The 24,660-nt window shown below is 63.5% G+C and carries 21 protein-coding genes; 14 read left to right on the top strand and 7 right to left on the bottom strand.

Annotated elements, in window-relative coordinates; translation table 11 throughout:
• Nucleotides 1-355: 355 nt before the first annotated feature.
• The 6 genes from B9C43_RS48685 (at nucleotide 356) to B9C43_RS48710 (ending at nucleotide 6,969) form a co-directional block, all read left to right on the top strand.
• Nucleotides 356-733: a hypothetical protein gene (locus tag B9C43_RS48685; RefSeq protein ID WP_084434104.1), complete on the top strand. Its 378-nt coding sequence runs from the start codon at nucleotides 356-358 to the stop codon at nucleotides 731-733.
• Between the two features lie 247 nt (nucleotides 734-980).
• Nucleotides 981-1,361 carry a hypothetical protein gene (locus B9C43_RS48690; protein ID WP_084434105.1) on the top strand — a complete coding sequence of 127 codons (381 nt, stop codon included), beginning with the start codon at nucleotides 981-983 and terminating at the stop codon, nucleotides 1,359-1,361.
• A 527-nt stretch (nucleotides 1,362-1,888) separates the two neighbouring features.
• On the top strand, nucleotides 1,889-3,295 hold the full coding sequence (locus B9C43_RS48695) for an NAD(P)/FAD-dependent oxidoreductase (RefSeq protein ID WP_160097268.1): 1,407 nt from the start codon (nucleotides 1,889-1,891) through the stop codon (nucleotides 3,293-3,295).
• Between the two features lie 2 nt (nucleotides 3,296-3,297).
• Nucleotides 3,298-4,734 (top strand): NAD(P)/FAD-dependent oxidoreductase, encoded by a 1,437-nt coding sequence (locus tag B9C43_RS48700; protein WP_084434107.1) that lies wholly within the window; start codon nucleotides 3,298-3,300, stop codon nucleotides 4,732-4,734.
• Nucleotides 4,731-5,753 carry a methyltransferase gene (locus tag B9C43_RS48705; RefSeq protein ID WP_200826047.1) on the top strand — a complete coding sequence of 341 codons (1,023 nt, stop codon included), beginning with the start codon at nucleotides 4,731-4,733 and terminating at the stop codon, nucleotides 5,751-5,753. The genes B9C43_RS48700 and B9C43_RS48705 overlap by 4 nt, the downstream gene beginning before the upstream one ends.
• Nucleotides 5,754-5,757: 4 nt before the next feature.
• A complete protein-coding gene (locus B9C43_RS48710; RefSeq protein ID WP_160097270.1) occupies nucleotides 5,758-6,969 on the top strand; it encodes an FAD-dependent monooxygenase in 1,212 nt (403 codons plus the stop codon).
• Between the two features lie 19 nt (nucleotides 6,970-6,988).
• Here the strand turns inward: B9C43_RS48710 and B9C43_RS48715 are convergent, their stop codons facing one another.
• Nucleotides 6,989-8,479: an alpha/beta hydrolase gene (locus B9C43_RS48715; protein ID WP_084434109.1), complete on the bottom strand. Its 1,491-nt coding sequence runs from the start codon at nucleotides 8,477-8,479 to the stop codon at nucleotides 6,989-6,991.
• A gap of 173 nt (nucleotides 8,480-8,652) precedes the next feature.
• Nucleotides 8,653-10,197, bottom strand: a complete 1,545-nt coding sequence (locus B9C43_RS48720) for a PucR family transcriptional regulator (RefSeq protein WP_084434110.1) — start codon at nucleotides 10,195-10,197, stop codon at nucleotides 8,653-8,655.
• Nucleotides 10,198-10,414: 217 nt separating this feature from the next.
• On the opposite strand from B9C43_RS48720, the gene B9C43_RS48725 reads away from it, so the two are divergent.
• Complete coding sequence (locus B9C43_RS48725) at nucleotides 10,415-11,596, top strand: indoleamine 2,3-dioxygenase (RefSeq protein WP_160097272.1); 1,182 nt, start codon at nucleotides 10,415-10,417, stop codon at nucleotides 11,594-11,596.
• A 253-nt stretch (nucleotides 11,597-11,849) separates the two neighbouring features.
• Here B9C43_RS48725 and B9C43_RS48730 read toward each other — a convergent pair whose 3' ends face one another.
• Entirely contained in the window at nucleotides 11,850-12,440 is a 591-nt protein-coding gene (locus B9C43_RS48730) for a TetR/AcrR family transcriptional regulator (protein ID WP_084434112.1), read from the bottom strand.
• 95 nt (nucleotides 12,441-12,535) lie between these two features.
• On the opposite strand from B9C43_RS48730, the gene B9C43_RS48735 reads away from it, so the two are divergent.
• From B9C43_RS48735 to B9C43_RS48750, 4 genes are all read left to right on the top strand, one after another.
• Entirely contained in the window at nucleotides 12,536-13,150 is a 615-nt protein-coding gene (locus B9C43_RS48735) for an SDR family NAD(P)-dependent oxidoreductase (protein WP_084434113.1), read from the top strand.
• 145 nt (nucleotides 13,151-13,295) lie between these two features.
• Entirely contained in the window at nucleotides 13,296-13,679 is a 384-nt protein-coding gene (locus tag B9C43_RS48740; protein ID WP_084434114.1) for a DUF2255 family protein, read from the top strand.
• Nucleotides 13,680-14,018: 339 nt separating this feature from the next.
• A complete protein-coding gene (locus B9C43_RS48745) occupies nucleotides 14,019-15,134 on the top strand; it encodes an NAD(P)-dependent alcohol dehydrogenase (protein WP_235039277.1) in 1,116 nt (371 codons plus the stop codon).
• 86 nt (nucleotides 15,135-15,220) lie between these two features.
• Complete coding sequence (locus tag B9C43_RS48750) at nucleotides 15,221-16,678, top strand: aldehyde dehydrogenase family protein (RefSeq protein ID WP_084434116.1); 1,458 nt, start codon at nucleotides 15,221-15,223, stop codon at nucleotides 16,676-16,678.
• A 39-nt stretch (nucleotides 16,679-16,717) separates the two neighbouring features.
• Here B9C43_RS48750 and B9C43_RS48755 read toward each other — a convergent pair whose 3' ends face one another.
• Together B9C43_RS48755 and B9C43_RS48760 are read right to left on the bottom strand one after the other, a co-directional pair.
• Complete coding sequence (locus B9C43_RS48755) at nucleotides 16,718-18,100, bottom strand: amidohydrolase family protein (RefSeq protein ID WP_084434117.1); 1,383 nt, start codon at nucleotides 18,098-18,100, stop codon at nucleotides 16,718-16,720.
• A 15-nt stretch (nucleotides 18,101-18,115) separates the two neighbouring features.
• Nucleotides 18,116-19,150, bottom strand: a complete 1,035-nt coding sequence (locus B9C43_RS48760; RefSeq protein WP_084434118.1) for a Ca2+-dependent phosphoinositide-specific phospholipase C — start codon at nucleotides 19,148-19,150, stop codon at nucleotides 18,116-18,118.
• A gap of 358 nt (nucleotides 19,151-19,508) precedes the next feature.
• On the opposite strand from B9C43_RS48760, the gene lpxA reads away from it, so the two are divergent.
• Nucleotides 19,509-20,297, top strand: a complete 789-nt coding sequence (gene lpxA / locus B9C43_RS48765) for an acyl-ACP--UDP-N-acetylglucosamine O-acyltransferase (protein ID WP_160097274.1) — start codon at nucleotides 19,509-19,511, stop codon at nucleotides 20,295-20,297.
• 121 nt (nucleotides 20,298-20,418) lie between these two features.
• Here the strand turns inward: lpxA and B9C43_RS56280 are convergent, their stop codons facing one another.
• Complete coding sequence (locus B9C43_RS56280; RefSeq protein WP_143447132.1) at nucleotides 20,419-21,207, bottom strand: NHL repeat-containing protein; 789 nt, start codon at nucleotides 21,205-21,207, stop codon at nucleotides 20,419-20,421.
• Between the two features lie 360 nt (nucleotides 21,208-21,567).
• On the opposite strand from B9C43_RS56280, the gene B9C43_RS48775 reads away from it, so the two are divergent.
• Nucleotides 21,568-21,981, top strand: coding sequence for a hypothetical protein (locus B9C43_RS48775; protein WP_084434121.1), 414 nt, complete (start codon nucleotides 21,568-21,570; stop codon nucleotides 21,979-21,981).
• A gap of 656 nt (nucleotides 21,982-22,637) precedes the next feature.
• Nucleotides 22,638-23,591, top strand: coding sequence for a 3-oxoacyl-[acyl-carrier-protein] synthase III C-terminal domain-containing protein (locus tag B9C43_RS48780; protein ID WP_235039278.1), 954 nt, complete (start codon nucleotides 22,638-22,640; stop codon nucleotides 23,589-23,591).
• 85 nt (nucleotides 23,592-23,676) lie between these two features.
• Here the strand turns inward: B9C43_RS48780 and B9C43_RS48785 are convergent, their stop codons facing one another.
• On the bottom strand, nucleotides 23,677-24,600 hold the full coding sequence (locus tag B9C43_RS48785; protein ID WP_160097276.1) for an AraC family transcriptional regulator: 924 nt from the start codon (nucleotides 24,598-24,600) through the stop codon (nucleotides 23,677-23,679).
• Nucleotides 24,601-24,660: the final 60 nt, after the last annotated feature.

Genomic DNA, 24,660 nt, shown 5'->3' on the forward strand with positions numbered 1-24,660 from the left:
TCAACTGTTCACGTTAACCGTGGAGCATGTCTCACCGGCCGATTACGTGGTCGATAAGACGGGCGGTCCGATGCACATGCGTAGACGGCGCTCACCGCAGTGGCGAAGAGTCCCGACCATGACAAATGGGGTCCACTACCGCACGGCTATGTACTGCATGGGGTTCCACACGAGAAGCAGCAACAAAGATCGAAAGTGACATCGACGTGGCGGGTTCACCGTTTGACCCGCTATGGCAAACATCCGCCATCCCCACAACCTCGCACTGTGCCAGGTCACATAATCGGAGATAAGTTCGTCCGGTCGACATGACGGATAGCCAGACTCATCCACTTCTCTGAAAGAGAGAATCGCCATGTCTGTTCGTCGCAAGTCGTTCGCCATCGCAGCAGCGACTGTCGCGGCACTCACCTCGGCCGCAGTCGCACAGCCAGCGGCCGCGACCGCCCAGTCCGACCCCGAATACTTCGTATCGCTCTACACTGGACCCGACCTCACCGGAACCGAGACGCCGATAAGCCTCGAAATCACCGGCGAGTGCGTCAACCTGTCACAGCCAGTCAAATCTGGTATCGACATCGCACCGGTCAACCTCGAAATCTACTTCAACGCCGACTGCGTGAAAGGCTTTCCGGGACAGCCCGGGGACATCTACTTCATCCTCGGCAGCCTCCACGCAGGGAACTTCCCCTTCCCCGCGATGAGCTACCGAGTCGTCCCCATGATCGACTGACCACGCTCCTCGAGCCGACGGCGCCCGGTCGCAGGCCGTGAATTGTGTACGGCCACAGCCGTGCTGTCGCCGACGAGTGAACCTTACCGAAAAGGTTCACCTTCTCCACGAGTTGACAAGATCTGCCATTCCTCGGACTTCGCCGCGCGGTCGACGTAGCTGGACAAGTTCGAAATCGCTATGGCGACTTGGTTATCGCTTTGACGTGGAGTACCACCCATCCACTGTTTGGAGGTAGGAGATCACTATGTCCGTTCGTCGCAAATCTTTCGCCGTCGCAGCGGCTGCCGTCGCGGCACTCAGCTCAGTTGCCGTGGCCCAGCCCGCCGTGGCGGCCGCTCAGTCCGATCCCGGATACTTCGTAAAGTTCTACATGGGACGCAATCTCACGGGGACCGAGATTCCGGTCGACTACAAGGTCACCAACGTCTGCGTGAATCTGCCGCAGCGGCCCAAGTCCGTTGTGAATATCGCACCGGTCAATGCCGAGATCTACTTCAATCCTGACTGCACGACGGGGTTTCCGGGTCAGACCGGCGGATACTATGTAATCGTAGGCGCCGTCCACTCGGGAGACTTCGATGGGTGGGGCGTCGCGAGCTACCGCCTTCGTCCTGAGTACAGCTGAGCCGTCCCAATAATGAGCTGTCGCCGTCCCTGCGGACGGTGACAGCTCTGCAAAGCGGTCTCGGGCTGGACAGCATCCGCTGCACGCCACTCGCCGGCCTTACTGACCCGACAAACCACTCAGTGAACCGGTAGTGCGCGGGCCTGTCCTGCGATCAGCTCGGTGAGTCGTGCTCGACAGGGTTCAGCACGACTCACCAACGGTCGAGATGGGACCGCTCCGACCCGATGTGCTGGGCGCGCTCGTCCTACTTCGGCCGTGCGACCGCCGACAGACTTCTTCGTGTGTGAGCACGGTAGGCGCAGTCATCGACGCCTCAATTGCCATTTGCGGACAAGTTCTTTGCAACTGAAGACATCTCACGCAACTGGTACGTTGGGTCCACGATGCTGAACCCTGCTGTCGCGCAACGAGAGCGGGACAGCAGGGTTGGCAACAGTCAGTCACCTTTACTTGTATCCGGCCCCATGCCGGCGTGGATCGTGAACACTCGATGGGGGACGCATTCAATGGGGTAAAGGATCGAAGTGACACAACACACCAGAGTTCTGGTGCTGGGCGGCGGGCCGGCCGGATCGGTCGCGGCCACCGCCTTGGCACAGCAGGGAATCGCGGTCCAGCTGATCGAGAGCGCACAGTTTCCCCGTTACCACATAGGCGAGTCGCTCACGCCTTCCTGCCGCACGATCCTCGAGCAGATCGGGGTGGCGAAGAAGCTGGACGCGCACGGATTCGTCATCAAGCATGGCGGAGCGTTCCGGTGGGACGACGACAGTTGGGTCTTTGACTGGGGCGCACAGATCGGTTCTCGGTCATGGCAGGTGGATCGCGCGGAGTTCGACCTGTTGCTGGCGAACCACGCACGGGACAACGGCGTCGCGGTCACAATGGGAGTGACCGCCAAAAAGGTCGTGTTCGCAGGCGATCGACCGACGTCTGTGCAGTGCGACGACCAGGACGGCAATTCGTTCACCGTCGACGACTTCGACTTCCTCATCGACGCCACCGGTCGCAACGGCTTGCTCAGCGCCCAGCACTTCAAGGACCGGCACCCGCACGTCAACCTGCGTAACGTAGCGATCTGGGGCTACTGGCGTGGCGCCAAAGTGCTGCCGGACACACCCACCGGAGGCATCAACATCATCTCCACGCCGGAGGGGTGGTTCTGGATCATCCCGCTTTCCGGTGGGCGGACCAGTGTCGGTTTCGTGACAGGCAAGGACACGTTCGCCGAGCTCAGGCGCGGACACGACACGCTCGACGACATCTTCCTGTCGCTGGTCAAGAATTCCCCCGCGGTCCGGGACCTGGTCGCTGACGCCGAGTACCTCGGCACCGCTCGGGTCGAGACGGACTATTCCTATGTGGGTGGCCGGTTCGGCGGTCCCGGCTACATGATCGTCGGTGACGCGGCGTGCTTCCTTGACCCGCTCCTGTCGTCCGGCGTGCACCTCGCCCTCTACAGTGCGTTCAACGCGGCAGCCAGTATCGCTTCGGTGAGCCGTGGCGAGGTTTCCGAAACCGAAGCGTTGACCTACTTCGAATTCGCTTACCGGCGCGCCTACACACGCCTGCTGGCACTGGTAAGCGTCATGTATGAGCGCTATCTGGGCAAGGACGGTTTCTTCCATACCTCCGACCGGCTGGTGGACACCTCGGGCACGGGCGAACGAGCGAAATCCCTGTCATTTGTGGAGATCATCGCCGGCGTGTCGGACATGCGGGAGGCACAGGACGCCTCGACCCGCGTGCTCACCGAACGGCTGGTCGACGAAGCGTTCCAGGTACAGGAGAGGGTGTCCGTTGTAGACGGTAGGCCGGATTTCTCGTCGGTCCTGGAAAACCCGTTGCGGGACGCAGAATCGAGCGAGTACCGGCTTGTCACGACACCTCGGCTGGGGCTTAAGCGGGTTTTCGCGGACGCGGAGCGGTGAGGGTGGCTGACTCGGACAAGGACGTGGACATCCTGGTCATCGGCGGTGGTCCGGCTGGCTCCACAGCCGCCGCGATGTTGGCCCGCAACGGTTTCAACGTGCTCTTGCTGGAGCGCGAGGTGTTCCCGCGCTATCACATCGGCGAGTCGCTGCTCGCTTCGTGCCTGCCGACACTGAGGTTGTCTGGGGCGTTCGACGCGGTCGCCGAAGCCGGGTTCACGGTCAAGCGCGGCTCGGTGTTCCGGTGGGAGCAGGACGAGTGGTTGCTGGACTGGCGGCGACTGGTCGATCAGGACGCGTGGTCATGGCAGGTCGATCGGGCGACGTACGACGACATCCTGCTGCGCAACGCCACCAAGCAAGGCGCCACAGTCACCGAAGGCGCGACAGTCCGCAACGTGATCTTCGACGGCGACCGCCCGATGGCCGTCGAATGGACACAGCAGGACGAACGTGACGTCATACGGACGACGACGTTCGACTTTCTCGTGGACGCTTCCGGGCGGACCGGTGTGCTGGGCAAGAAGCACTTCGACATGCGCACTCCGCACGAACTATTCCAGAACGTCGGGATCTGGGGTTACTGGACGGGTGCGCGGTTGCTGCCCAACAGCCCGGAAGGTGCCATCAACGTCATCTCGTCACCCGACGGTTGGTACTGGCACATCCCGCTCGCGGACGACCGGTGGAGCGTCGGACTGGTCACGCACAAGCAGCGCTTTACCGAATCACGCGAACGCTTCGACACACTCGACGAGTACTACCTGGACATGGTGCACGCACCGGACAGCCTGCGGGACTTGCTGAAAGGCGCCCAGTTCGAGGGCAAAGTGCGTGCGGAGCAGGAATACTCCTACGTTTCCGAGCGCTTCTGCGGCCCCGGCTACATCCTGATCGGCGACGCCGCGTGCTTCCTCGATCCCCTGCTGTCCACTGGAGTCCATCTCGCCCAGTACAGCGCGATGGTCGGGGCGGCATCGATCGCCACAATCCTGCGTGACGACATGCCGGAGCAGGAGGCGCTGGCGTTCTTCGACTACACCTACCGAAGGGCATACTCCAGGATGCTGGTGTTGGTCAGCCGGATGTACCGGGACTACATCGGGATGGACGACTACTTCGGCAAGTCCCAGCTACTCGTGCACGACGACGGCCACAGCGAGCGGCCAGTGCAGTCGTTCACGCGGATCAGCACCGGACTGACGGACGTGCGGGAAGCCGCCGACGCCGAAGGACGGGTCTCGACCGCCGCCATTGTCGAAGCGGCCGAGAACGCCAAGGACGACGCGGCCAAAGCGAATCTCAAATACATAGGTGGTATCGACATGTCGCCGGTGTGGAACATCTGGCGGGACCCGCTCGGGCCCGACACCGCGATGGGCGACATCCGGATCACCGCTGAACCGTGGCTCGGACTGTACCGGGAGGCCACCACATGACCGCGGTTCCCGGCCCGTTCCCGTTGATGGAGCTCAGTTCCGGAGTCTTCGCGGCGAAGACCCTGTCGGTGGCCGTACGGATGGAACTGTTCGCCCTGATCGCCGAGCAGGGCGGACTGACCGCCGAGGAGTTCGCGGCCAAGCGTGGCCTGCATCCCCGCCCGGCCGAGATGCTGCTCATCGGCTGCACGAGCCTGGGGTTACTGGTCAAGGACGGTTCTCGATACACCAATTCCCTGTTGTCGCAGCACTATCTCCTCCCGCGTGGCCGGTACTACTTCGGCGACTACATCTTGATGCTGGACGAACGTGTCTACGACGGATGGATGAAACTGTCCAACGCGGTGACCGACAATCGGCCCACCACGTGGGATCCCCGGGCCCGATCGTCCATTTTTGACCTTGGGGACCCAGGTATGGTGCGCTTGTTCTGGCGGGCCATGCACTCGTTGTCGGTGTTCACGGCACAGGCTTTGGCTCAGGCGTACGACTTCTCGTCAGTGCGCAAGCTGCTCGATGTCGGTGGGGGCGGCGGCGCCTACACCATTGAGCTCTGCCGTCAGTACCCACAGTTGACGGCGACTGTCTACGACCTTCCGTTCGTGTGCGAGCAGACCTCGGCCAGAATCGCCGAAGTAGGGTTGAGCGACCGGATCACGTGTGTCGGCGGCGACTTCTTCAACGATGCGGCACTGCCCGAAGGACACGATGCGGCGCTGCTCTCGTCGGTCTTGCATGACTGGAGTGCCGAGGAGAATCTGGGAATTCTGCGCAAGGTCCACGCCGCGTTGCCTGCGGGCGGCCGGATCATCGTCAGCGAACTGCTGATGGACGACGACAAGACCGGCCCGGTTCCCGCGGCGATGTTCAACCTGCTGATGCTGGTGGAAACCGAACGCGGCCAGAATTACACGGGCGCCGAATATGCCCAGTGGTTGACCCAGGCCGGGTGCACGCAAGTCGTGCGCGTCGATGTTCCCGGTATCAGTGCCAACGCCGTCATGGTCGGCACGGTCTGACACCGTGCACCGGAGTGTGGTGATCATCGGAGCCGGTCCGGCTGGCCTGGTGCTGGGCAACGCCTTGCGCCAGGCCGGTGTGAGCTGCCTGATCGTGGAACGGCACAGCCGCTCGCACATCGAGCAGCAGGTCCGCGCGGGCATCACCGACCACTGCAGCAGGCTCATCCTGGAACGGCTTGGCCTCGCGGCCGGCCTGCTGGCTCATGGGCAGATCCAGGAGACGTGCGAGTTCCGTGCGGGCTCTGAACGCGTGATCGTTGCCTACGCGCAGCTCAACGGCGGCATCGGCCATCGGGTCTATTCCCAGCATCTGCTGGTCCGTGACCTCGTCGAGGCGTTCCTCGCCGGTGGCGGTGAACTGCTCTTCGAGACCACCGCGGAAACGATCACGGTCGACGGCGAGACCTCCGCGACCGTGACGCTGTCCGCCGGACCTCGGCGCGTCAGCTGCGATGTGGTGGCTTGTGCCGATGGATCACACAGCATCGGGCATAAACACATGCCGACAACTCCAGAGCAACGACGCTACCCGTACCGATGGCTGACGCTACTGGCCGATGTTCCCACACCTTCACCACGTCTGGTCTACGTCCTGCATCCGGACGGATTCGCCGGCGAGATGCCGCGCAACCCAGTCCAGTCCCGGTTCTACCTGCAATACGGCACTGGCGAAGACCCTCATGCCTGGACCGACGAGCAGATCTGGCAACGCCTTCGCGACCGAATGCCCGATATCGCACCAGGGCGCGTGCGGCAGCGCTCGACCCTGGCGATGAGCACCAGGACCCACCTGCCCATGCAGCACGGTCCGATTCATCTCCTCGGTGACGCGGCGCATGCCTTGCCGCCCACTGGCGGCAAGGGAATGAACCTGGCGATTGCGGACGCCGACACGTTGGCGTCGGCCATCATCGCAAGCTCCCACGACGGCGGTAAACGCCTCGCCGCCTACTCCGACGACCGCCTAACGGACGTGCGCCGTGCTGTTGGCTTCTCAGACTGGTTGCTGCGACTGGTGAATACTCCTCTGCACATGTCCGAGAAGGACATTATGGCCGACTACCGCACCCGCCAAGCCAAGTTGATGGAGCTGAGTGACCCCGCCGGACTTGCCACGTGGTTCGCCCACGCCTACGCCAGAACCAGTGAACAGACAACGCTCCCCGTACGCCGGTCGACTGTCAGCCACAGATCTGCGAGAGCCGGAGGGTAATTCCCTCCGGCTACTCAACCTAGGCCGTTGGTGTGCAGATGGTGCCGACGGGCGGTAGCACGCCATCCGCCATCCAGCCGTACACGTGCGCGTCGGCGCACGGGTTCGTCGACCCGAACGCCGTGTGGCTCTCACTGTCGGAGGTCAACAACCGGCTCTTCTGCAACGTGTTCGCCAAATTGACGGCCCACTGGTATGGCGTTGCCGGGTCGTGAGTCGCACCGACCACGAGGATCGGCGGCGCGCCGGCGGCGTCGAACGGCCCTGTGTAGCGCTCCTTGGGCCGCACTGGCCACTGCGCGCAGACGGGACCGTTGGAGATCTCCATGGTGGCCACGGGTGCGTAGCCGAGCATGCGACCGAAAAGCGGTGCCTCCGCCGCAGTTCTTTCGATGTTCGCCTTGACCGCGGCGAGGCTGGGATAGCGACGGTCGGCACACTCGATTGCGGCGCTTGCTGCGTCGAAGTCGGTAAAGCGCTCGTTCGCGCTGGTTGCACCAATCAGGCTTACCTCTCCGTTCGCGACCCGGACGAGTCGAGCGGCGGCCGCCGGCCACAGGTCCCGGCTGAACGGAAGGGCCATGGCTTCGAGGAGCACAGTGAAGCCGTTCACCACCCGGGTCCGGCCGTTCTCGGTGACCTGCTGCGGGTGCGCCTCCAGCTTGTCGACCAGTTCCTCCAGTGCCCGCTTCGGGTCGCCGCCGCCGAAGGCGCACTGGGCCGGGGTTGCCTTGCACCAGTCGAAGAACCGGTTGAAGACCTTATCGAGGACGATCGCCTGCTGCCGGTCGAACTCCAGCGGCGCGTTGACCCATAGATGTGGGTCTACGGCGCCGTCCAGCACCATCCGGCCGACCTTGTTCGGGAACATGTTGGCGTACACCGTGCCGAGGTACGTGCCGTAGGACAGGCCGTAGAAGTTCAGCTTCCGCTCGCCCAGGGCCTGACGCAATTGGTCCATGTCCCGCGCGACGTCGACCGCACCGAGATGGCCGAGCAGCCGCTCGCCAGTGTTCTCCAGGCACCGCTGGCCGAACTGCCGGGCCAGCCGGGCGGTGCGCGCGAAGTCGGCTCTCGTCGGCCGGGCTTTGGCGGCGTCGTGCACTGCTTGTGTCTCCGGCTGGGTCAGGCACCGCACCTTCCCGCTTCGGGCGACTCCGCGCGGGTCGAAGCCGACGATGTCGTAGCGTCGCAGTAAGTCCGGGAACAACGTCTCGGCGGCTTGGGCGAATTCGACCCCCCGGGCACCCGGGCCGCCGGGGTTGAGGACCAGTGCCCCGATCCGCCGAGCCGGGTCCGTCGCGGGGACCCGTGTCACCGCGAGGTCGATGGTCTCGGCATGTGGTTTGCTGTAGTCCAAGGGTACTTGCGCGGTAGCGCACTGGATTCTCTCGCCACAGTCAGTCCACACGAGAGTGGATGCGGGTACTTCGTCGTGCGCCTGGGCAGGCATGGAACCGAGCTGTGACGCCACAATGACCGCCGCGATCGCGGCTGCTGTTCTTCTCATGCGGTCAAGCTAGCGATTTCCTTGTGCGAGCCGGGGAAATCAGCCCTTCCGTACAAGCGGTACTGACCTAACGTCCTATGTTGTCCCATTAGGACGGTGGCCGCATCGGTCTCAGAAGACGCTGAACGTGTGCACGCCGGTAGACACCAGCGTGTCTCGGGCGGGGCTTTGGCCTAACCCGCGTCGTTACTCTGGCTGCTCGCGCGAAGACGAAGCTGTAATTCAGCGAGGAACCGGGCGTCCGGGTCGGTTGCGTGGAAGCCGGTCAGTTCCTGAATTCGGTTCAACCGGTTCCGGAACGTGTTGGGGTGCACGTGCAGGCGGTCGGCCGCACGTTTCACGTCACCGAAGAAATCCAGATAGGCGCTGAGCGTCGGCAACAGATCGGTGTGCTGTTCGAGGTCGTGAGCGGCGAGTTGGTCAACCGGTCCGTCCAACTGGCGGCCTGCGTGCCGCAGTACGCGGGCGAGTTCGGACAAGATGTAGGCACTTTGCACGTCAGCGAATGCGGCCACAGTGGGCGTCTTCGGGTTCTCCAGGAGTACGCGCAGTACGAGATCCGCTTCTTCCTTCGCGGTGCTGACCTCGTCGAGGGAATTGGCAAGTCCCACGGCGACTACGAACTCATGTCCATGTCCCACGCGCCGCAGAAAGTCTTCAGCGAGCCGTTTTGTGCCGGTTAGAGCGTCCGCTGGGGTCGGCCACGGCAAGAGAGCATATGCGGTTCCCTCGAGAAACGTCGTAACCGCCTGGGCATGACTGATGGACAGGTGCAGGGTGAGAGGATCCAGGATACGGCGACGGTCAGTCCTGAACTCGTCGCCAGGCCCCGTCGACCGGGCAGCCAAGACGGTGAGACTAGGTGCAGCGATCCCGAGTATTGCAGCCGCGCGGCGGGTGTCACGGCCGTGGAGCAGGGCTGCCACCAAGTCGGCACGGCGGGCCACCGGCTCGGTACGGAGCAATCGGGCAACTGCCTTGGCAATCCGGGCGAAGTCATTGCACCGCTGGGCATCGAAGGGTTCTGCCGACGTCGCCCAGAGGTAGCCGAGCAGGTCCCCGCCTGCCCGAACGGCGGTGGCCATGCGCGGTTTCGCCTGCGCGGAAGCGGGTTCGACGAACGCCGGCTCGTCTGATGCGGCGAGGCGGGCGAACACACCGCGCGCTTCGAGAGTGTCGACGAGCCACCCGGGCGCCTGCCGGTCCAGGATCGAGGTTACTCGTTCTTCATCGGCCTCATCCTGCCGGTCCGACCATGCCAGTACGGCGAGTCTGGTGTCCTCCAAGATAACTGGCGCATCCAGCAGTGCTGCGGCGGCGTCCAATGTGGAGAACAGGTCGCCGGCCGGCGGCCCATCGGCTGTACTGGGATCCGTTGACCACGCGGCGATGACCGCGCGTGCGTCGTCGGCTATCCGGGTCCACTCCACGCCGGCAGCGAGTTCAAGCACCGCCACCTGGTGTTCCGCACTGGTCCGCAGCAGGGTCTCGCTGACAGGTACGGACGCCCGGAAGACCACGGCGGAATGGCCGCGTAGCAGTGCCGGTTGCTCCGCGGGAGCGACTCCAGGAGCGAGCAGCAGAGTTCCCTGCGTCGCTATGGGTGGCTCAGCGGGATCGTAGATGGCCACGTTCCTGATTGGCTGCCCATTGTCGACGACCATGCGCAGCACCGCACGGCCAAGCGTGTCGACCAGGTCGGCAGAGGTCGGGTGCACGTCGTCTCCTTGTCAGGCATCCGCGCGCAAATGCTACCCATGAGTGCTCACCGGGTTTCCCGAGATGGGCGGCGGCACTGTGAGATTCGCGCGTGCGCACTGCCCGACGCTGTGCGCGTGCACCTCTGCCCGCATCACCTCGAGAGGTGATCCTTACTCGGTCGGACATTTGAACGGCACTGATGGCTCGTCACCAGTGTCACGAACGGAGTCGCACATGGTGTTACCGGAGAGGCCCGGCAGGGTTGTCTCGGACACGATGGCCGGCCAGCCACTGGTGTCTGGTCTCACGGATTACGCGGTGGACAAGGAACTTGGGTTTCTGCCGGCAGCCGATCCGGTGTCGGCTTTGGACGAGCGATTCGCGCCGTGGGAGCGACTGGCCAGGGATATCTCACCGCTGATCATGACCGGACGTTTGCGTGCGGCAGTCGAAGCGATGCCTGAACTATCCCCTGGCGGGCTCTGTGGGCCTGAGCTCGAACGCGCGTACTTGTTGCTGTGTTGTCTGGGCAACGCCTACATCTGGGCTGAGCCGCAGCCGCAGCAGCGCGTGCCGGCTGTGCTCGCAGTGCCATGGTGTCACGTCGCCGCACTGCTTGACCGGCCGCCGGTCATCACGCACTCGTCGATCGTGTTGAACAACTGGCGCAGGCTGACACCGGATGAACCGTTGAGCACGACCAACATCGACGCCCAGATGACCTTTCTCGGTGGAGTGGATGAGAAGTGGTTCTATCTCGGCACAGTCGGCGTCGAATTGGCCGGTGCCCCGGCGTTGCCACTGTTGGTGGATGCCCAGCACGCGGTCGCCGCGGACGACACACACCGACTCGCGGTCGACCTGCTCGCGATCGAACCGGTGATCCGGGCGACCACCCGGGCGATCCTTGACATCGAACGCTGGTGTGATCCGTACGTTTTCTACCACCGCGTGCGCAGGTACCTCACTGGCTGGCCGCAGCCCGGCGTGATCTACGAAGGCGTCCACGACGAGCCATTGGTGTTCGCCGGTGGCAATGCGGCGCAGAGCTCGTTGATCCAGGCCTTCGACGCCGGGTTGGGGATACGGCATGAGCACAAGCTGACTGGGCCGTTCCTGCGCGGGATGCGTGCCTACATGCCGCTGGCGCACCGGCGATTCGTGAGAGATCTGGAAGCTGGTCCGTCGGTGTATGACTTCGTCGCACGACGACTTGATCATCCACAATTGACAGAGTCCTACACCGCTTGCGTTCGCGCGATGCGTGAACTGCGGTCCCAGCATCTTGGCTTGACGGGGAAGTACATCGGGCGTTTTGAGCGTCGCGACCATGCCAAGAAGGGCACTGGGGGTACTGACTTCGTGCCGATTTTAGCCAAGTCCAGGGAGGAGACGCGGACGCGAGAGCTCGGATGAGCGTCTGTTGCTGTCGCTCCTCCGCATGGCGATCGGATGGATCCTGGTACGGCGCAGCACTGTAGTTGTCCTTTGTGTCTCATGGGAGTCTTGATGTTCATCAGTACTGAGCAATCCGATAAATTTGCGGCTATCCGTTTCATTGCGGCCACCAGGAGCTTGTTGGCCGATCCCCCTCCGCAGCCGCGTCGACCTGGTTCGACGCCAGGTTGGTAAGCATCCACATCGGTTGCCGAAGCCTACGCAGATGACGTCACTCGACGCGCTGTGCGCTCGCGTTACTCCGGAGCAGGGCGTCGGTCACCGCGGCCACAGCCGTGACGACAGCCCTTCGATACTCAGCCAACCGGTGAGTCGGCTCGTCGCCAAGCGGGTTGCGGATCCTGGCCGCGGTGCTGTTCCAGGCGAGCGCCGCGGCCAGCGCGATCATCATGACGTCGGTGGCCGCGTTGAGCGAGACACCGTATTGCTCGGCGATCTCGGCCGCCTTGGACACGTGCGTCTCGATCTCGCCCTCCGAGGCGTCGGGAAACTCCAGCGTGCGCCACTGATTCAGCCGTTGCAGCCCCGGGTCCGCGACCAGGGCATCGAACAATGCCCCCGCGTAGCCAGGCAAGTTGTCGGCGGTCAACGGCGCTTCGTCGGCGAGGATACGCAGCCGGTCTGCCATAACAGCTTCGAACAGCGCCTCTTTGGAACCGAAGTACTGATAGATCGCTTGTTTGTTGGCTGAAGCGGCGGCGGCGATCCGGTCCACCCGCCCGCCCGCCAGACCAACTTTGACGAACTCGTCGCAGGCCGCGTCCAGCAGCCTGGCGCGAGTTGCAGCCGAGTCGTAGCTCATGCCTCCAAGTTTAAACCAACTAGATGGTTGACATCCAGCAACTGGCCGTCCTACTGTCTCATCAGATCCAACCAACTAGTTGATTTAATAACGGAGTGTACCGCGTCGACGTGGTCTTCTCCAACGCCGGCCGCGGCGCTGTCGGCGGTGCCGAGGAAATGACCGACGCTGCAATCAACGAACAAATCGCGCTCAACATGACCGCGCCGATCCAGTTGCTGCGGGCAGTCCTCCCCCACTTCCGTGCTCAGGGCGGCGGCCGGTTCATCCAGACCTCGACGATGGGTGCCCACATCACCACCCCTGGCGCGAGCATGTACCACGCGTCGAAGTGGGGCGTCGAAGGCTTCCTCGAATCCGTGATCCCCGAAGTTGCCACGTTCGGCGTCGGTATCACGATGGTCGAGCCCGGAGCCGTCCGTACCACGTTCGGCGCCAATCTGAACATCGCCGAGCCAATGCCCGAGTACGCAGGCACCATCGTCGGTCAGCTGCACCAGTACCTGGCCTCCACTGAGAGCGTGACCGCGGAAGCTCCAGGCGACCCGGACAAGGTCGCCGCCGCCATCATCGCCTCCGCCTACACCGAACCCGCGCCGCGCCGCCTGGCCCTGGGCTCTGACTCCTACGAAGCCATGCGGAGCGCCCTCACGAGTCGCATCAGCGAACTCGACACCCAGAAGGAAACTGCCGCCGCGATTGACTTCTGATCCAGGCAACCGTTCCGGCTGACGCCCTCGCGCCCACCCGTACGAACCGACCCTGCCGCGGTGAGCTGTTCGAAGCTCGCCACGGCCACAGCGCATCGACGAAACCCAACGAACTGCCCACTCCTCACATGAAGGGAGTTCGACGATGGGCACATGGCCAGCACCTGACCTCGACACCATCGGAACCTCCGAAGAGGTCCAGATCATTACCCGACGCCAAGACGACACGCTCAGCCGTCCGACGACGATCTGGATCGTTCGCGTCGGTGACGACCTCTACGTGCGCTCCGGATTCGGCGCGACCAACCCCTGGTACCGGCGCGCCATCGCTCGACCTACCGGCCGAATCCGCGCCGGCGGCCTTGACCGCGCAGTCAGCTTCGATGTAGCCGACCCCTCTGTCAGGTCAACGATCGATGCCGCCTACCGCGCCAAGTATCACCGCTACCCATCCAACATCCTCGGCCCGATGGTCGCCGACGACGCCGCGTCCGCCGCACTGCGCCTACGGCCCACGGACAATGACTGACCGCGTCGCGTTCGACGTAGATCCACCTGCCGCAGGTGGGAAGCCCATGAATGCCCTCAGTTCCACCAACGACACGACGCCCCACTAAGGCAGCCCAGTTTCCCGCGCGCTGTCGATGCGATAACTAGAGGTTTCCGTCCGTCCGTTCCTTGCTGCCCTTTTCGCCGTAGGTGACTCGTTGGGCAACCCGACAACACCGGGCATCAGCAAACGCCGAACGCCGCTGCACAAGCCACAAATATTTCGTCATCAATCTTGACTATAATTTTTGATGACTATAGGTTGACAATGCGGCCGTTCGAGCCGAGACCGGTGCCTACACACCGAAGGACAACGATGATGACGCGGCGTGTTACCGCGATGACCGTCTCCGAACCGGGAGCACGGTTCGTGCGGAACGAAGTTGTGATCGACGATCCCAGGGCGGACGAGGTGCTAGTCCGTGTCCAAGCGGTCGGTATGTGCCACTCCGATCTCGCCGTACGTGCGGGAGAGTTCCCGTTCCCCCTGCCCGGAGTAGTCGGCCACGAGGGTTCGGGCATCGTGGAGAGCGTCGGCGCGGATGTCACATCCCTGCGTGTCGGCGATCGGGTCATGCTGACGTTCGACTCCTGCGGACACTGCGTCAATTGCGTCTCGAACATGCCATCGCGGTGCCGGAGCTTCCTGGCCCACAACTTCACCAACGGCGCCCGACCGGACGGCAGCCCGACGTTGTGGCATGACGGGCAGAAGCTCCACGGCAACTTCTTCGGACAATCCTCTTTCGCCACCTACGCACTGGCACGCGAACGCAACACCGTCGCAGTGCCTGATGTGGCCGTTGATTTGGCGCCGGAGCTACTCGCGCCGCTTGGTTGCGGTATCCAGACCGGAGTTGGCTCGGTCCTCAACGTGCTCACGCCCGGAGCCGACAGTGCTGTCGCCGTGTTTGGAGCCGGGGCGGTCGGATTGGCCGCCGTGATGGCAGCGGCTTTGCTGCCGATACGCGAGCTGATCGTCGTGGACATCCAGGACTCCCGCCTCGAACTCGCGAAGCGGCTCGGAGCGACCAAGGTCGTGAACTCCCGGTCGGCTGATCCGGTCGAAGCGCTGAAGGATCTCACCAGCGGTGGTCCGGACTTCGTCGTGGAGAGCAGCGGCGTGCCGACCGCGCTGGCGCAGGCGATCAGGAGCCTGGGCAGCGGTGGAACCGCTGGTGTGGTGGGTGTCCCGCCGTTTGGTGTGACCGCTCCCGTGGATGTTGCCGACATTGTCAATGACAGCAAGCGCGTAGTCGGCATTGTGGAAGGACAGACGAACCCGCCGGAGTTCCTCCCGCAGCTGGCCGGACTCGTGGCATCGGGGAAGCTTCCGGTCGGCGAGCTCGTGAAGACCTTTCCGCTCGAGGAGATCGAGCGCGCTGCCGAGGCGATGAAGTCAGGAGAGGCGATCAAGCCAGTCCTGATCCCCTGAGATCCCGTCCAACGGAATTCCACCAGCGCTCAAGGTCTGCGCCGCAGTCAACCAACCCCTTCTTCCGTCAAGGAGACGAAACTCCGATGACCACAGAGTCGCACTACTTGCCACTCATCAACGGCGAGTTCACCGCGTTCACCGACGAGACGTTCCCGGCCACCGAAGCCGCCACCGGCAAGCAACTGGCCACCATCACCCGATCGGGCAAGGCTGAGATCGACGCCGCCGTCACCGCGGCCAAGGCCGCTTTCCCGTCGTGGGCGGCGACCCCGGCCGCCGAGCGCGCCAGGCTGTTGCTGAAGGTCGCCGACTGGCTGGAGGAGAACACCGCACGGCTCGTCGAGATCGATGCACGCGACATCGGCCGCACGGTTTTCGAACTGCCGCAGGACTACCGGCAGGCTATCGGCCAGTACCGCTTCTTCGCCGCTGCGATCCTCACCCACGATGGCTGGAACAACGTCGTTCCAGGCGGCTGGGCAATCGCCAAGCGCGAGCCGTACGGCGTGGTCGGGCAGATCATCCCGTGGAACGTCCCAGCGATCATGGTGAGCTTCAAGCTGGCTCCCGCGTTGGCCGCGGGCAACACCGTGGTGCTCAAGCCGGACGAGAACGCCTCTCTGTCGACAATGGAACTGGGCAAGTATCTGGCGGAGATCTTCCCGCCCGGCGTGGTGAACATCGTGCCCGGTTTCGGCGAGGAAGCCGGAGCCGCACTGACGGCACACCCGGACGTCGCGAAGCTCGCCTTCACCGGATCGTCCGAGGTCGGCCGGATCATCGCACACGCGGGCGCCGCACGGCTGGTCCCCGTGTCGCTCGAGTTGGGCGGCAAGAGCCCGAACATCGTCTTCCCGGACATCGAAGACATGGACGCAGTGGTGGACAACACCGCGTTCGCCGCCACGTTCTGCAATGGGCAGTCGTGTCTGGCCGGTACACGGTTGTTCGTACACGATGAGATCTACCCGGAGTTCATGGCCAAGTTGACCGATGCGTTCCAGCGCATCCAAGTCGGCTCACCGCTCGACCCGGCCACGCGGCTCGGTTGCCTGATCTCCGAGAAGCAGGGCGAGCGCGTCATGCAGTACGTCGAAACCGGCAAGAACGAGGCGAATCTGGTCACCGGCGGACAACGCGTCGAGGTGCCGGGCCACGAGGCAGGCTGGTTCGTCGCACCGACCATCTTCGAGACCACCAACAACACCAGGATCGCTCAGGAGGAGATCTTCGGGCCGGTGCTGTCGGTGATCCGGTGGAAGGACTTCGACACGATGATCCACGAGGCCAACGACGTCGTCTACGGTCTCGCGTCCGGCATCTACACGTCGAACCTGCGCAACGCAATGCGCACGGCGGACCGGCTGGAAGCCGGACAGGTGTGGGTGAACCAGTACGTGAACCTGGTGGACGGCTCACCCTTCGGCGGCTACAAGGACAGCGGGCTGGGCCGTGAGGTCTGCAAGGAGACGCTGGACATGTACACGCAGCTGAAGTCGGTCATGCTGGCCGAACAGGTTCCTCCCCCGTTCTACGTGTGAACTGGTGCTGCTCCGGCATGCTCCTCGCTTGCTGTTGAATCAAAACCTGTCAGCCATCAGGCCGGCTCGTTCCATCAGGTACGTGCGCGAGTCTGCGGCCTTTTTGAGAACTGAGGCCAAGTCGTGGCCGACCAGTCGGCCACGCCACTTACGGATTCGACCGGCCACGAAGACCGTGTCAATGTTGCTGCGGTTGGCGAAACCCACAACGGTGGTGAAGGCGTTGGTGGCCAGCGATGTGTTGACGTCGGTCTTGCGCAGGAGCACCACGTCGGCCTGTTTGCCAGGGGTCAGCGATCCGGTCACGTGGCTCAGGCCGCAATTGGCCGCGCCGCCCAGCGTGCCGAACTCGAGGACCTGCCGGGGCGTCAACTGAACTGCCTGCTCCCCTGCGGCCACGCGGCCGAATGTATGTCCGCGGTGCACGGTGATGAGATGCTGCATCTCGGCGAGCATGTCCGAGAGGTACGTCGTCTCGTTGTCGGTGCTCAAACCCGGAGTGATGCCCGCGTCCAGCGCCTGGTCGACTGGAGGAACCACCTGGCCAAGGCCGAAATGGGTATCCGATCGGGTGCACAGGTTCACCGCCGCTCCCGCGTCGCCGATGCGCTTCCAGTCATTCTCAGGCAAGGCAACGCAGTGGTTGAACGTATGCTTTTCCGTCAACAGACCGGCGTCCGCGAGATCGCCGAGGTTGGTGACGTGCGCCCCCATCTCCGTGGTGACCCATAGATCGTGGTCGCGCGCGTACCGCCAGACCTGTTCGGTTGGTGCGAGGTCCATGAGCCGCACCGTGAGCAGTTGGCCTTCGGACGAGAAGTGGCGTTCCCGTAGACGCTCCACAGTGGTCAGCCACTCCGGTACAGGCACCGATCCGTCGACTGGAGGGGCGGTGGCGTGCACGGCTCGGATCTTGGTGTCAGCCAGGCCCTGCACCGCGGCGGACATGTGGTCCCATGATCGCGCGTTGTGCGAGTTGTCCAGAATGGTAGTGACGCCCCCGTCGAGCGCCACCAGCGCTGCGATCAAGTTGCCGATGTACATGTCCTCCGGGCGGTAGTGTGCGGCGACTTCTCCGTGTACCAGCTGCATGTAGCCGGGAAAATCGAGTCCCTGGCTGATGCCCCGCAACTGTCCAAGCCAGGCGTGCAGGTGAGAGTCGATCAGACCGGGCATGACGATCGCGTGGCGCGCATCGACAACGATGGCGTGCTCACCTGCCTGTGCCTTCAGGTCCACGCCGACGGCCGCGATCCTCCCGTCGTCGATCAACACGTCGCCGAGCAGGTTTCCGACCGCCGGATCGAGTGTGAGCACAGTGCCACCGGCGAGCAGGATTGGCCGCCCCGCAGGAGCGCGTAGCGCTGCTCCGACTTCGGCGTCACGCTGATCGACGGAGTCCTGCGTGTGGGAAACGGTCACTGATATCTCCTGTCGTTAAAAGCTTCCTTGGTCCCTCAAGGACTGTCCACGCGGAATGGTGAAGCTCACGACCTCGCGGGCCGACCAGTCGCTGGACACGATCGTGGCGCCTTTGGCCGCAGCCTGCCGTATCCTCGCGTGCGCGTCCGGCACAGCTGGATCACGCCCGTCGATGGCCGGTGGAACCTCATGAATCGCGGACATCACGACCAGGTAATGGTTGTCCACATAGAACCGGTTGTCGATGCTGAACCAGTCTTTGGCCGCGCCGTCGAACGTCACGTACCACTGCGCCCTCGTGCCACCGTTATCACCGATGCGGGGATCTGCGGCGGAAGCGCCGTTGATCGTGGGGAACATCATCGCTGAGTGCAGGTTGGTGTCGAGCGTTGTCAGATGGTCGGCGTACTCGTGGTGGGCGTCATATCTGTCGAGCGGGTTGCTTTCCTCGAAGACGCCAGTAAGCAACAGGAACACGAACTTGCCGCGCAAGCTGTCACGGTCCGGCCAGTTGCCCGCTCGGACAGCGGCATCGAGAGTCGGGTGCGTGCCCTTGACGTCCGCGGGTTTGAGGACATTGTCCGCTCCCAGCGCGTCAGCGATGATGGTGTCCAACTGCGCCGGGCCGAATCCGGCCGTGCCGTCGAAGCCATTCTTGGCTTCCAGTTTGATGACCAGTGGTGGGTGTTCCGGAGTGCGGTCGTGCCACAGCCGCATGTTGCGCAGGCAGGTGGCGAGGTTCTGGTTGCGCTCGCCGGACCGCAAGCCGTCGAACGTAGTCGACGACGAGCAGTTGTTTCCCGAGCCGAAGAGGGGCCAGTGGCTCACCGAGTAGCGGCCAATGCCGAGGAAGTTCTGCCACAGGTCGATTTCCAACATCGAAGCACCGGATTCGAGTGCATCGATCATCCACGAAAACGTGTCCTTTTGGTATGCGTTGTGCACACCGACACCAGTGATCGCAGCCAGCGAGAAGTTCACAGCCTGCGCCGGGGAGGCCGCCGCTGTTGTCAGCAGAGCCGTTGGGAGGGCGGCGCTTTGCAGCGTCATGAATGATCTCCTCGGTGAAGGCTTGGAACAGGCAGCAGGGGCCAGGCACCAGACCAAGGTGGATGGTTGGCGGCGTCTCCCCCGCGATGCCGGACGGTCCGTCGGACCGAAAGAAGAGGTACTCGGTCTGCCGGAGGGTGGTCAATGGCCGCTCAGGATCGGTGCCCGATAGGTCAGTCGCTTCTGACCTCGGATACAGATTGCCTACTCGGAGTCAATTTCGTTTGCCTGCCGCACATTCGATGTAGTAGAGGTTCCGGTCTACGCTTCGTCGAACCGGCGGCCGTCACCTCGTCGGCGTCGTGTTCCGTGCCGCATGAACATCAAGGGCCACCTACGCGTTAATGGAAGGTTTGTCGTGACGATCGTGCATCCCACCGCAGTGGTCTCGCCCGGCGCGAATCTGGCATCCGGTGTCCAAATCGGACCTTTTGCTGTCGTCGAGGCGGGTGCACAGATCGGCGACGATGTCGTGGTCGGTATCGGCGCGGTCGTGCACGGAGGCGTAACCATCGCACGAGAAGCGCGGATCGGCGCTTACACGATCCTGGGCGGTGATCCTCAGCACCTTGGTTTCGACCGCCGGACCCCGACTCGGGTCGAGATCGGTCGTGGCACTGTAATCCACGAGCACGCCACGGTGCACCGCGCCACCGGTCCGACCCCGACTCGCATCGGCGCGGACTGCATGCTGATGAGCTCGGTGCACGTAGCGCACGACTGCCGTATCGGCGACGGCGTGGTGATCGGTAATGGCTCCGGAATCGCAGGTCATGTGCGGATCGGTAACCGCGCCACGGTGGGCGGTATGGCAGGGGTTCACCAGTGGGTGCGGATCGGCGAGCTCGCCGCAATCGGTGGCATGACTGCGGTCCTGCACGACGTGCTGCCGTTCTGCGTGGTTAGTGGATCCCCCGCCCGGCACATCCAGATCAACCGGCGAGGCATGACCCGCCACGGTTTCACGGAAGTGACCATTCAGGCCATCCGGCGCGCGTTCACCGCCATTCGTGACGGGCGGCCCGTCGATCCGGTGAACGAGACCGCCGCACTGCTCGATACGTGGAACAACCCAGGACCACGCGGTGGGCGGTCGGTCACAACGTTCGCACGGCGAGGAACCAGAATGTCGAATGGTCAGCCCTGAGCAGGAGGGCCCGCAGCGGTCAGCACAGCATCCGGCGCGCCGTTCCCGCCAGCCGGATGTCGTCACCTCCAACTGGTGGGAGCGGCAACATCGCCCGTCGGCGATACCTACGCACAGGCGGCTATGACACCGTCATCTGCCAGAGATTGCCACCACCGCTGTGGTCAGTAATCAGCGCCCGACCGGACCGATCGAGACTGAAGTCCGTAGCCGAAACGCCACTCAGCTGCCCGACTGTGCGCTCCTGCGTGCTACCAGGCTCCATCCGGTGCAAGATGGATGCGGCTTCCATGAAGTACACCGTGCCGTTGTCGGTGACACCAACGTGTGTCGGTTCATAAAACCCAGACACCAGAGTGGACACCGCACCGGTTGCGAGGTCGACCTGGCGGATCGGACCACTGACGTCCGCGACCAACGCGCGGCCGCCGTCGATGACCACGTCCATGGCCAACCAAAACCCGGTAGCCACAACATGGGCACTCGAATCGATACGCCACAGTGTGTTCACACCAACCGTGTACGTCACACCATTGTGTCTCGTCATACCCTGCAAATGGGTCAACCCAGAGGCGATGACATGCGCGACGCCGCTGGCAGCGTCGACCCGCAGTACCCGACCGTTCCAGTCGGCGACGTACACGCCAGTGGCATCGGCCGCTACACCACGCAGATTCCCTAATCCACTGGCCAGTACGGCGGTCGATCCGGTCGCGAGGTCAACCTTACGCAGCTCGCCATTCCCATAACCGACATAGGCCTTACCGGCATACTCCGCAACTCCGTACCCATGCTCCATCCCGGTCGCCACCCGCTGACACACAGCGAAGGACACGACAGCCGAGGCGCGGCAACGGCAGGTACGGCCACCACTAGCAACAGAGTGACGGCGATGCTGGCCGCCCGCCATAGTCTCGAGAGTCTCATGCTGACTCCATTCCATTGGGAGAAAGGAACTGGGCACTGATCGACCCAGTGAGACTTACGCCAGCGGCACGCCACCGGATCATGATCGACTTGGCAGATGATTGCCAGTTGTCAGTCGGCGGCCACAACCCCAGTTCGCGAGAGGCCACCAACACCAGCGCCAGCCTTGTCGCCATCTCTACCGGTCGACGACCGCACCGTGCCAACCTTCTTACGCCCTACACTAATCCGGTTGTAGTCTATTTTACTGACAGTAAAGGTCTGTTTCCATCGACGGGCCCGCACCCGGCCAAGTCGCTCGCGCATCGTACCTAGTCGTATTGCCCCGGAGGGTACTTCCTGGATGGACAACGCCAGATCGAGCAGCAATGACTGGACAACTACGTACCAAGAACTCGACGACGCCACACTGCTCTCGCTTGTGCCGATCTTGGCCGAGGAGGCTATACGGTGGAAGAAGACACTGGACCTGATCAGCCAAGACCGGCGCCCCGACGAAGAGTCGCCTGATGCTTCGGGTTCTGTAGAGCAGGTGGCCATGTCGCCACAAGGACATCGGCATGACGTTGCCTCGTACGTCGACGACATCGAAGTGACGTTGGATCTCCGGGCGGCATCAGCGGCGTCTGCTGAGCGGTATACCGCTGAGGTCTTCCGGCACTTGGTCGACCTCACCACCCGACGACGCTGGATACTGGATGTCGAAGGACGTCGCCGCGGGCTGCTTCCACAACTTCCCAGTATCGCGAGTCGTTAGTAAGTGTGCACCCGCACTCATCGGCGACACAGACCTCAAAGCTGGAAATCCGGGGCACTCCGTGCCTCCTGTGAGATTGGGCGGTTCGACCCGTCAGCCCGGACCGCCCAATCTCAGCACCTTCAGTACCCTCGCCGCGCGATTTGCTGGTCGCTGTGCATGAGCCGGCCAGCGGTTCTGGTTCGCCGCAGCGACAATCCGAGGCGTCGTAGGGCCTGTTGTGGCGCGCCGTCCAGAGGAGTAAACCCACCGCCGTGCTGCAGCAACACGAGTGGCGCCTGATGCAGTTCCCGTTGTCATTAGCTGACCATCAGACGCGCGACCGTTCCGATGGTCCCGGGGTTTCCCAGGTTCGAACGGTACGGGTGCCGGGTCATGCTTCAGGTGACGCCGTGACGGGCGGGGTCAACGGCGCAGCTCGGATCTCCGCGCTGGATCTGGCCGGTCTTCGTTATGGCTGCCTGTATCGAGGCCCCTGCGCTGGCCGTCTCTTCTACGACTGAAGGATTTGCTTGTCTCCCTATATCGCGTCCATCGCGTCCGCCTTCCCCACAGATCGTTGGAGCACAGCGGAACTCCTCGATGCGACTCGGCACCGAATGTCGGACCGTTTCGCGACATCGGTCGCGAACCTCGGGGTCGAGAACAGACATTCGGTGCTGGCCAACTTTCCCGATGTGCTGGCTAAAGGAAGCGATCCCGAAGTCACCGTGACCGGGACTCGACTTGCCGCACAGGCGGTCCGCGGGTGTCTTGAGAAGTCGGACCTGCCCACGCGGTCGATCGGACTGGTGCTGGGTGTGTCGACCAGTCCCGGCCGCCTACTGCCTGGACTGGCAAACGACCTGTTCACGGCGTTACCCGAGATTCCACGGTCTGCAGTTCCCTTGAATCTGGCCTATATGGGCTGTTCTGCCCTGCCCAAAGCAGTTGAGACGGCTCGCTGGTACCTGACAAGCAATCCGGACAGGACTGTCCTGATGTCGTTCATGGACTCGAACACGCCGCTCAACCGGCCGTTCGAGGCCATGTGCCTGCATTTCTCCGAAGGTGGCCCGCAACAGGACACGGTTGATGCCGTCAACGCCTTCCTGTTCGGGGACGCTGCGGTGGCCATGCTGATGACCGCAGAAGGCGATGGATCCCAGTTCGGGCCAGTCACGCATTTGACGAACGTGCGCCCAGAGGACGCTGAACTCGGCACCATCCCGGACGGAGGATCGGACGCGCCGATCGTTCACGGGCGCAAGACTGTCACGCGCACTCGGGACGTCCCCGCTCGCGGACTGTATTACGCCACCAAGGCAGTACGCGACCTGCTGGCGCGTGAAGACTGTGCGTTGAGCAGTCCACAGGACGCTGCCCGACTGCTAATGCACACGGGAAGTAGGCGGATCCTTGACGTCCTGTGTGATGAGCTCGGGGTTCCCACTGATGGCGAGCAGACCGCAATTGCGTACCAAGTGTTGCGGCACTACGGCAACACCTTGAGCAGCTCAGTACCTTTGATGGTTGGCGCACAGGGAGGACTCCCTCCCGGCGAGAGTCTACTGGTGACATTCGGGATGGGCTTCTCGGCCGGCGCGACGACACTGCATGTTCCCGCCTAGAGGCATGGTCACAACCTCGCGCAAATGAGAAGGCCGAAGGACGGATGTTCGAATAAGAGCCGTACACGACCGTCTCGCCGCCTCGTCAGCTCCGGGTCGGTCGTGTTGCGCGGATGTACTCCGTGGGCGTTTGGCCGTATTCCTTCTTGAACGCGCGGATGAAGTGGCTGCTGTCGGCGAACTGCCAGTGCGCCGCGACTTCCGAGACGCTGCGTACGGCGAGCTCCTGCCGTGCGTGTTCCAACCGCTTGCGGCGGATGTATCCCATCACCGGCTGGCCGGTGGCGGCGAACGCTCGGTGCAGTGTCCGGACCGAGACGTTCAGTTCCCGCGCCAGCATGCCTGGCGCCAGGTCGCTTTCGGCAAGGCGACTGTCCACCAGGTCGCGTGCCGCCTGTGCCAGCGCTGGGGCCAGCAACGGTTCACTGCCGTCGGTTTCCTGCGTCAGCACGCCCTTGACCAGTTCGATCAACGCGGAGCGGGCGGCGTGTGCACCGGCCTGCGTGAGGTCCTCCAGCGTCGCCTCGGTCATCCGGGCGTGGGCCATGAGCAGCCGGACTTCGGCTGAATCGGACGGTCCAGTCACATGCCGGTCTTTGAGCAATGGCCGCAACGGCGCCGACGGCAGGATCAGGACCTTGGCCGTGGTCCGCGGACCGATCTCGAACTGCCAGGAGGGGTCGTTGTGCCGCACGACGAACCAGCCGCCCGGTACCTTGGTCTGGCTGCGCTGGCCGGTGAAACACCATTCGCCGTGATCGACCACGTGCATCACGACGCGGTCGTTGAGGTGGTTGAACTCGCCGCCCGTGCCGCCCACGATCGAGCCGCTGTAGATGTTCTCGATGACTGTGTCGTCCACTTTGGCGTGCTCGATGGCGATCCGGTAGTCGCCGGAACCAACCGGGGTGGATGGGGGCAGCGGAATCGCCGTGCCGACCTGTGTCCACCATTCGTTGCGAAGAATGTCGAATCCGTCACGGGCAGTACCTGGCACCGTGACGTCCACGACCAGTCTTCTAAGCGGTCCATCACCCATGCGCCATTGTGGGCCCACTGGTGGCACTGA

It is taken from the genome of Kibdelosporangium aridum (genome assembly GCF_900176515.1).
Lineage (GTDB): Bacteria > Actinomycetota > Actinomycetes > Mycobacteriales > Pseudonocardiaceae > Kibdelosporangium > Kibdelosporangium aridum.

Bases quoted from the DNA above. Each gene is read 5' to 3' on its own strand.
- B9C43_RS48740 (WP_084434114.1), top strand. From the start codon at position 13,296: ATGGGCACATGGCCAGCACCTGACCTCGACACCATCGGAACCTCCGAA.
- B9C43_RS56280 (WP_143447132.1), bottom strand. From the start codon at position 21,207: ATGGCGGGCGGCCAGCATCGCCGTCACTCTGTTGCTAGTGGTGGCCGT.
- B9C43_RS48725 (WP_160097272.1), top strand. From the start codon at position 10,415: ATGGTGTTACCGGAGAGGCCCGGCAGGGTTGTCTCGGACACGATGGCC.
- B9C43_RS48750 (WP_084434116.1), top strand. From the start codon at position 15,221: ATGACCACAGAGTCGCACTACTTGCCACTCATCAACGGCGAGTTCACC.
- B9C43_RS48745 (WP_235039277.1), top strand. From the start codon at position 14,019: ATGACGCGGCGTGTTACCGCGATGACCGTCTCCGAACCGGGAGCACGG.
- B9C43_RS48685 (WP_084434104.1), top strand. From the start codon at position 356: ATGTCTGTTCGTCGCAAGTCGTTCGCCATCGCAGCAGCGACTGTCGCG.
- B9C43_RS48760 (WP_084434118.1), bottom strand. From the start codon at position 19,150: ATGACGCTGCAAAGCGCCGCCCTCCCAACGGCTCTGCTGACAACAGCG.
- B9C43_RS48705 (WP_200826047.1), top strand. From the start codon at position 4,731: ATGACCGCGGTTCCCGGCCCGTTCCCGTTGATGGAGCTCAGTTCCGGA.
- B9C43_RS48775 (WP_084434121.1), top strand. From the start codon at position 21,568: ATGGACAACGCCAGATCGAGCAGCAATGACTGGACAACTACGTACCAA.
- B9C43_RS48715 (WP_084434109.1), bottom strand. From the start codon at position 8,479: ATGAGAAGAACAGCAGCCGCGATCGCGGCGGTCATTGTGGCGTCACAG.
- B9C43_RS48730 (WP_084434112.1), bottom strand. From the start codon at position 12,440: ATGAGCTACGACTCGGCTGCAACTCGCGCCAGGCTGCTGGACGCGGCC.
- B9C43_RS48690 (WP_084434105.1), top strand. From the start codon at position 981: ATGTCCGTTCGTCGCAAATCTTTCGCCGTCGCAGCGGCTGCCGTCGCG.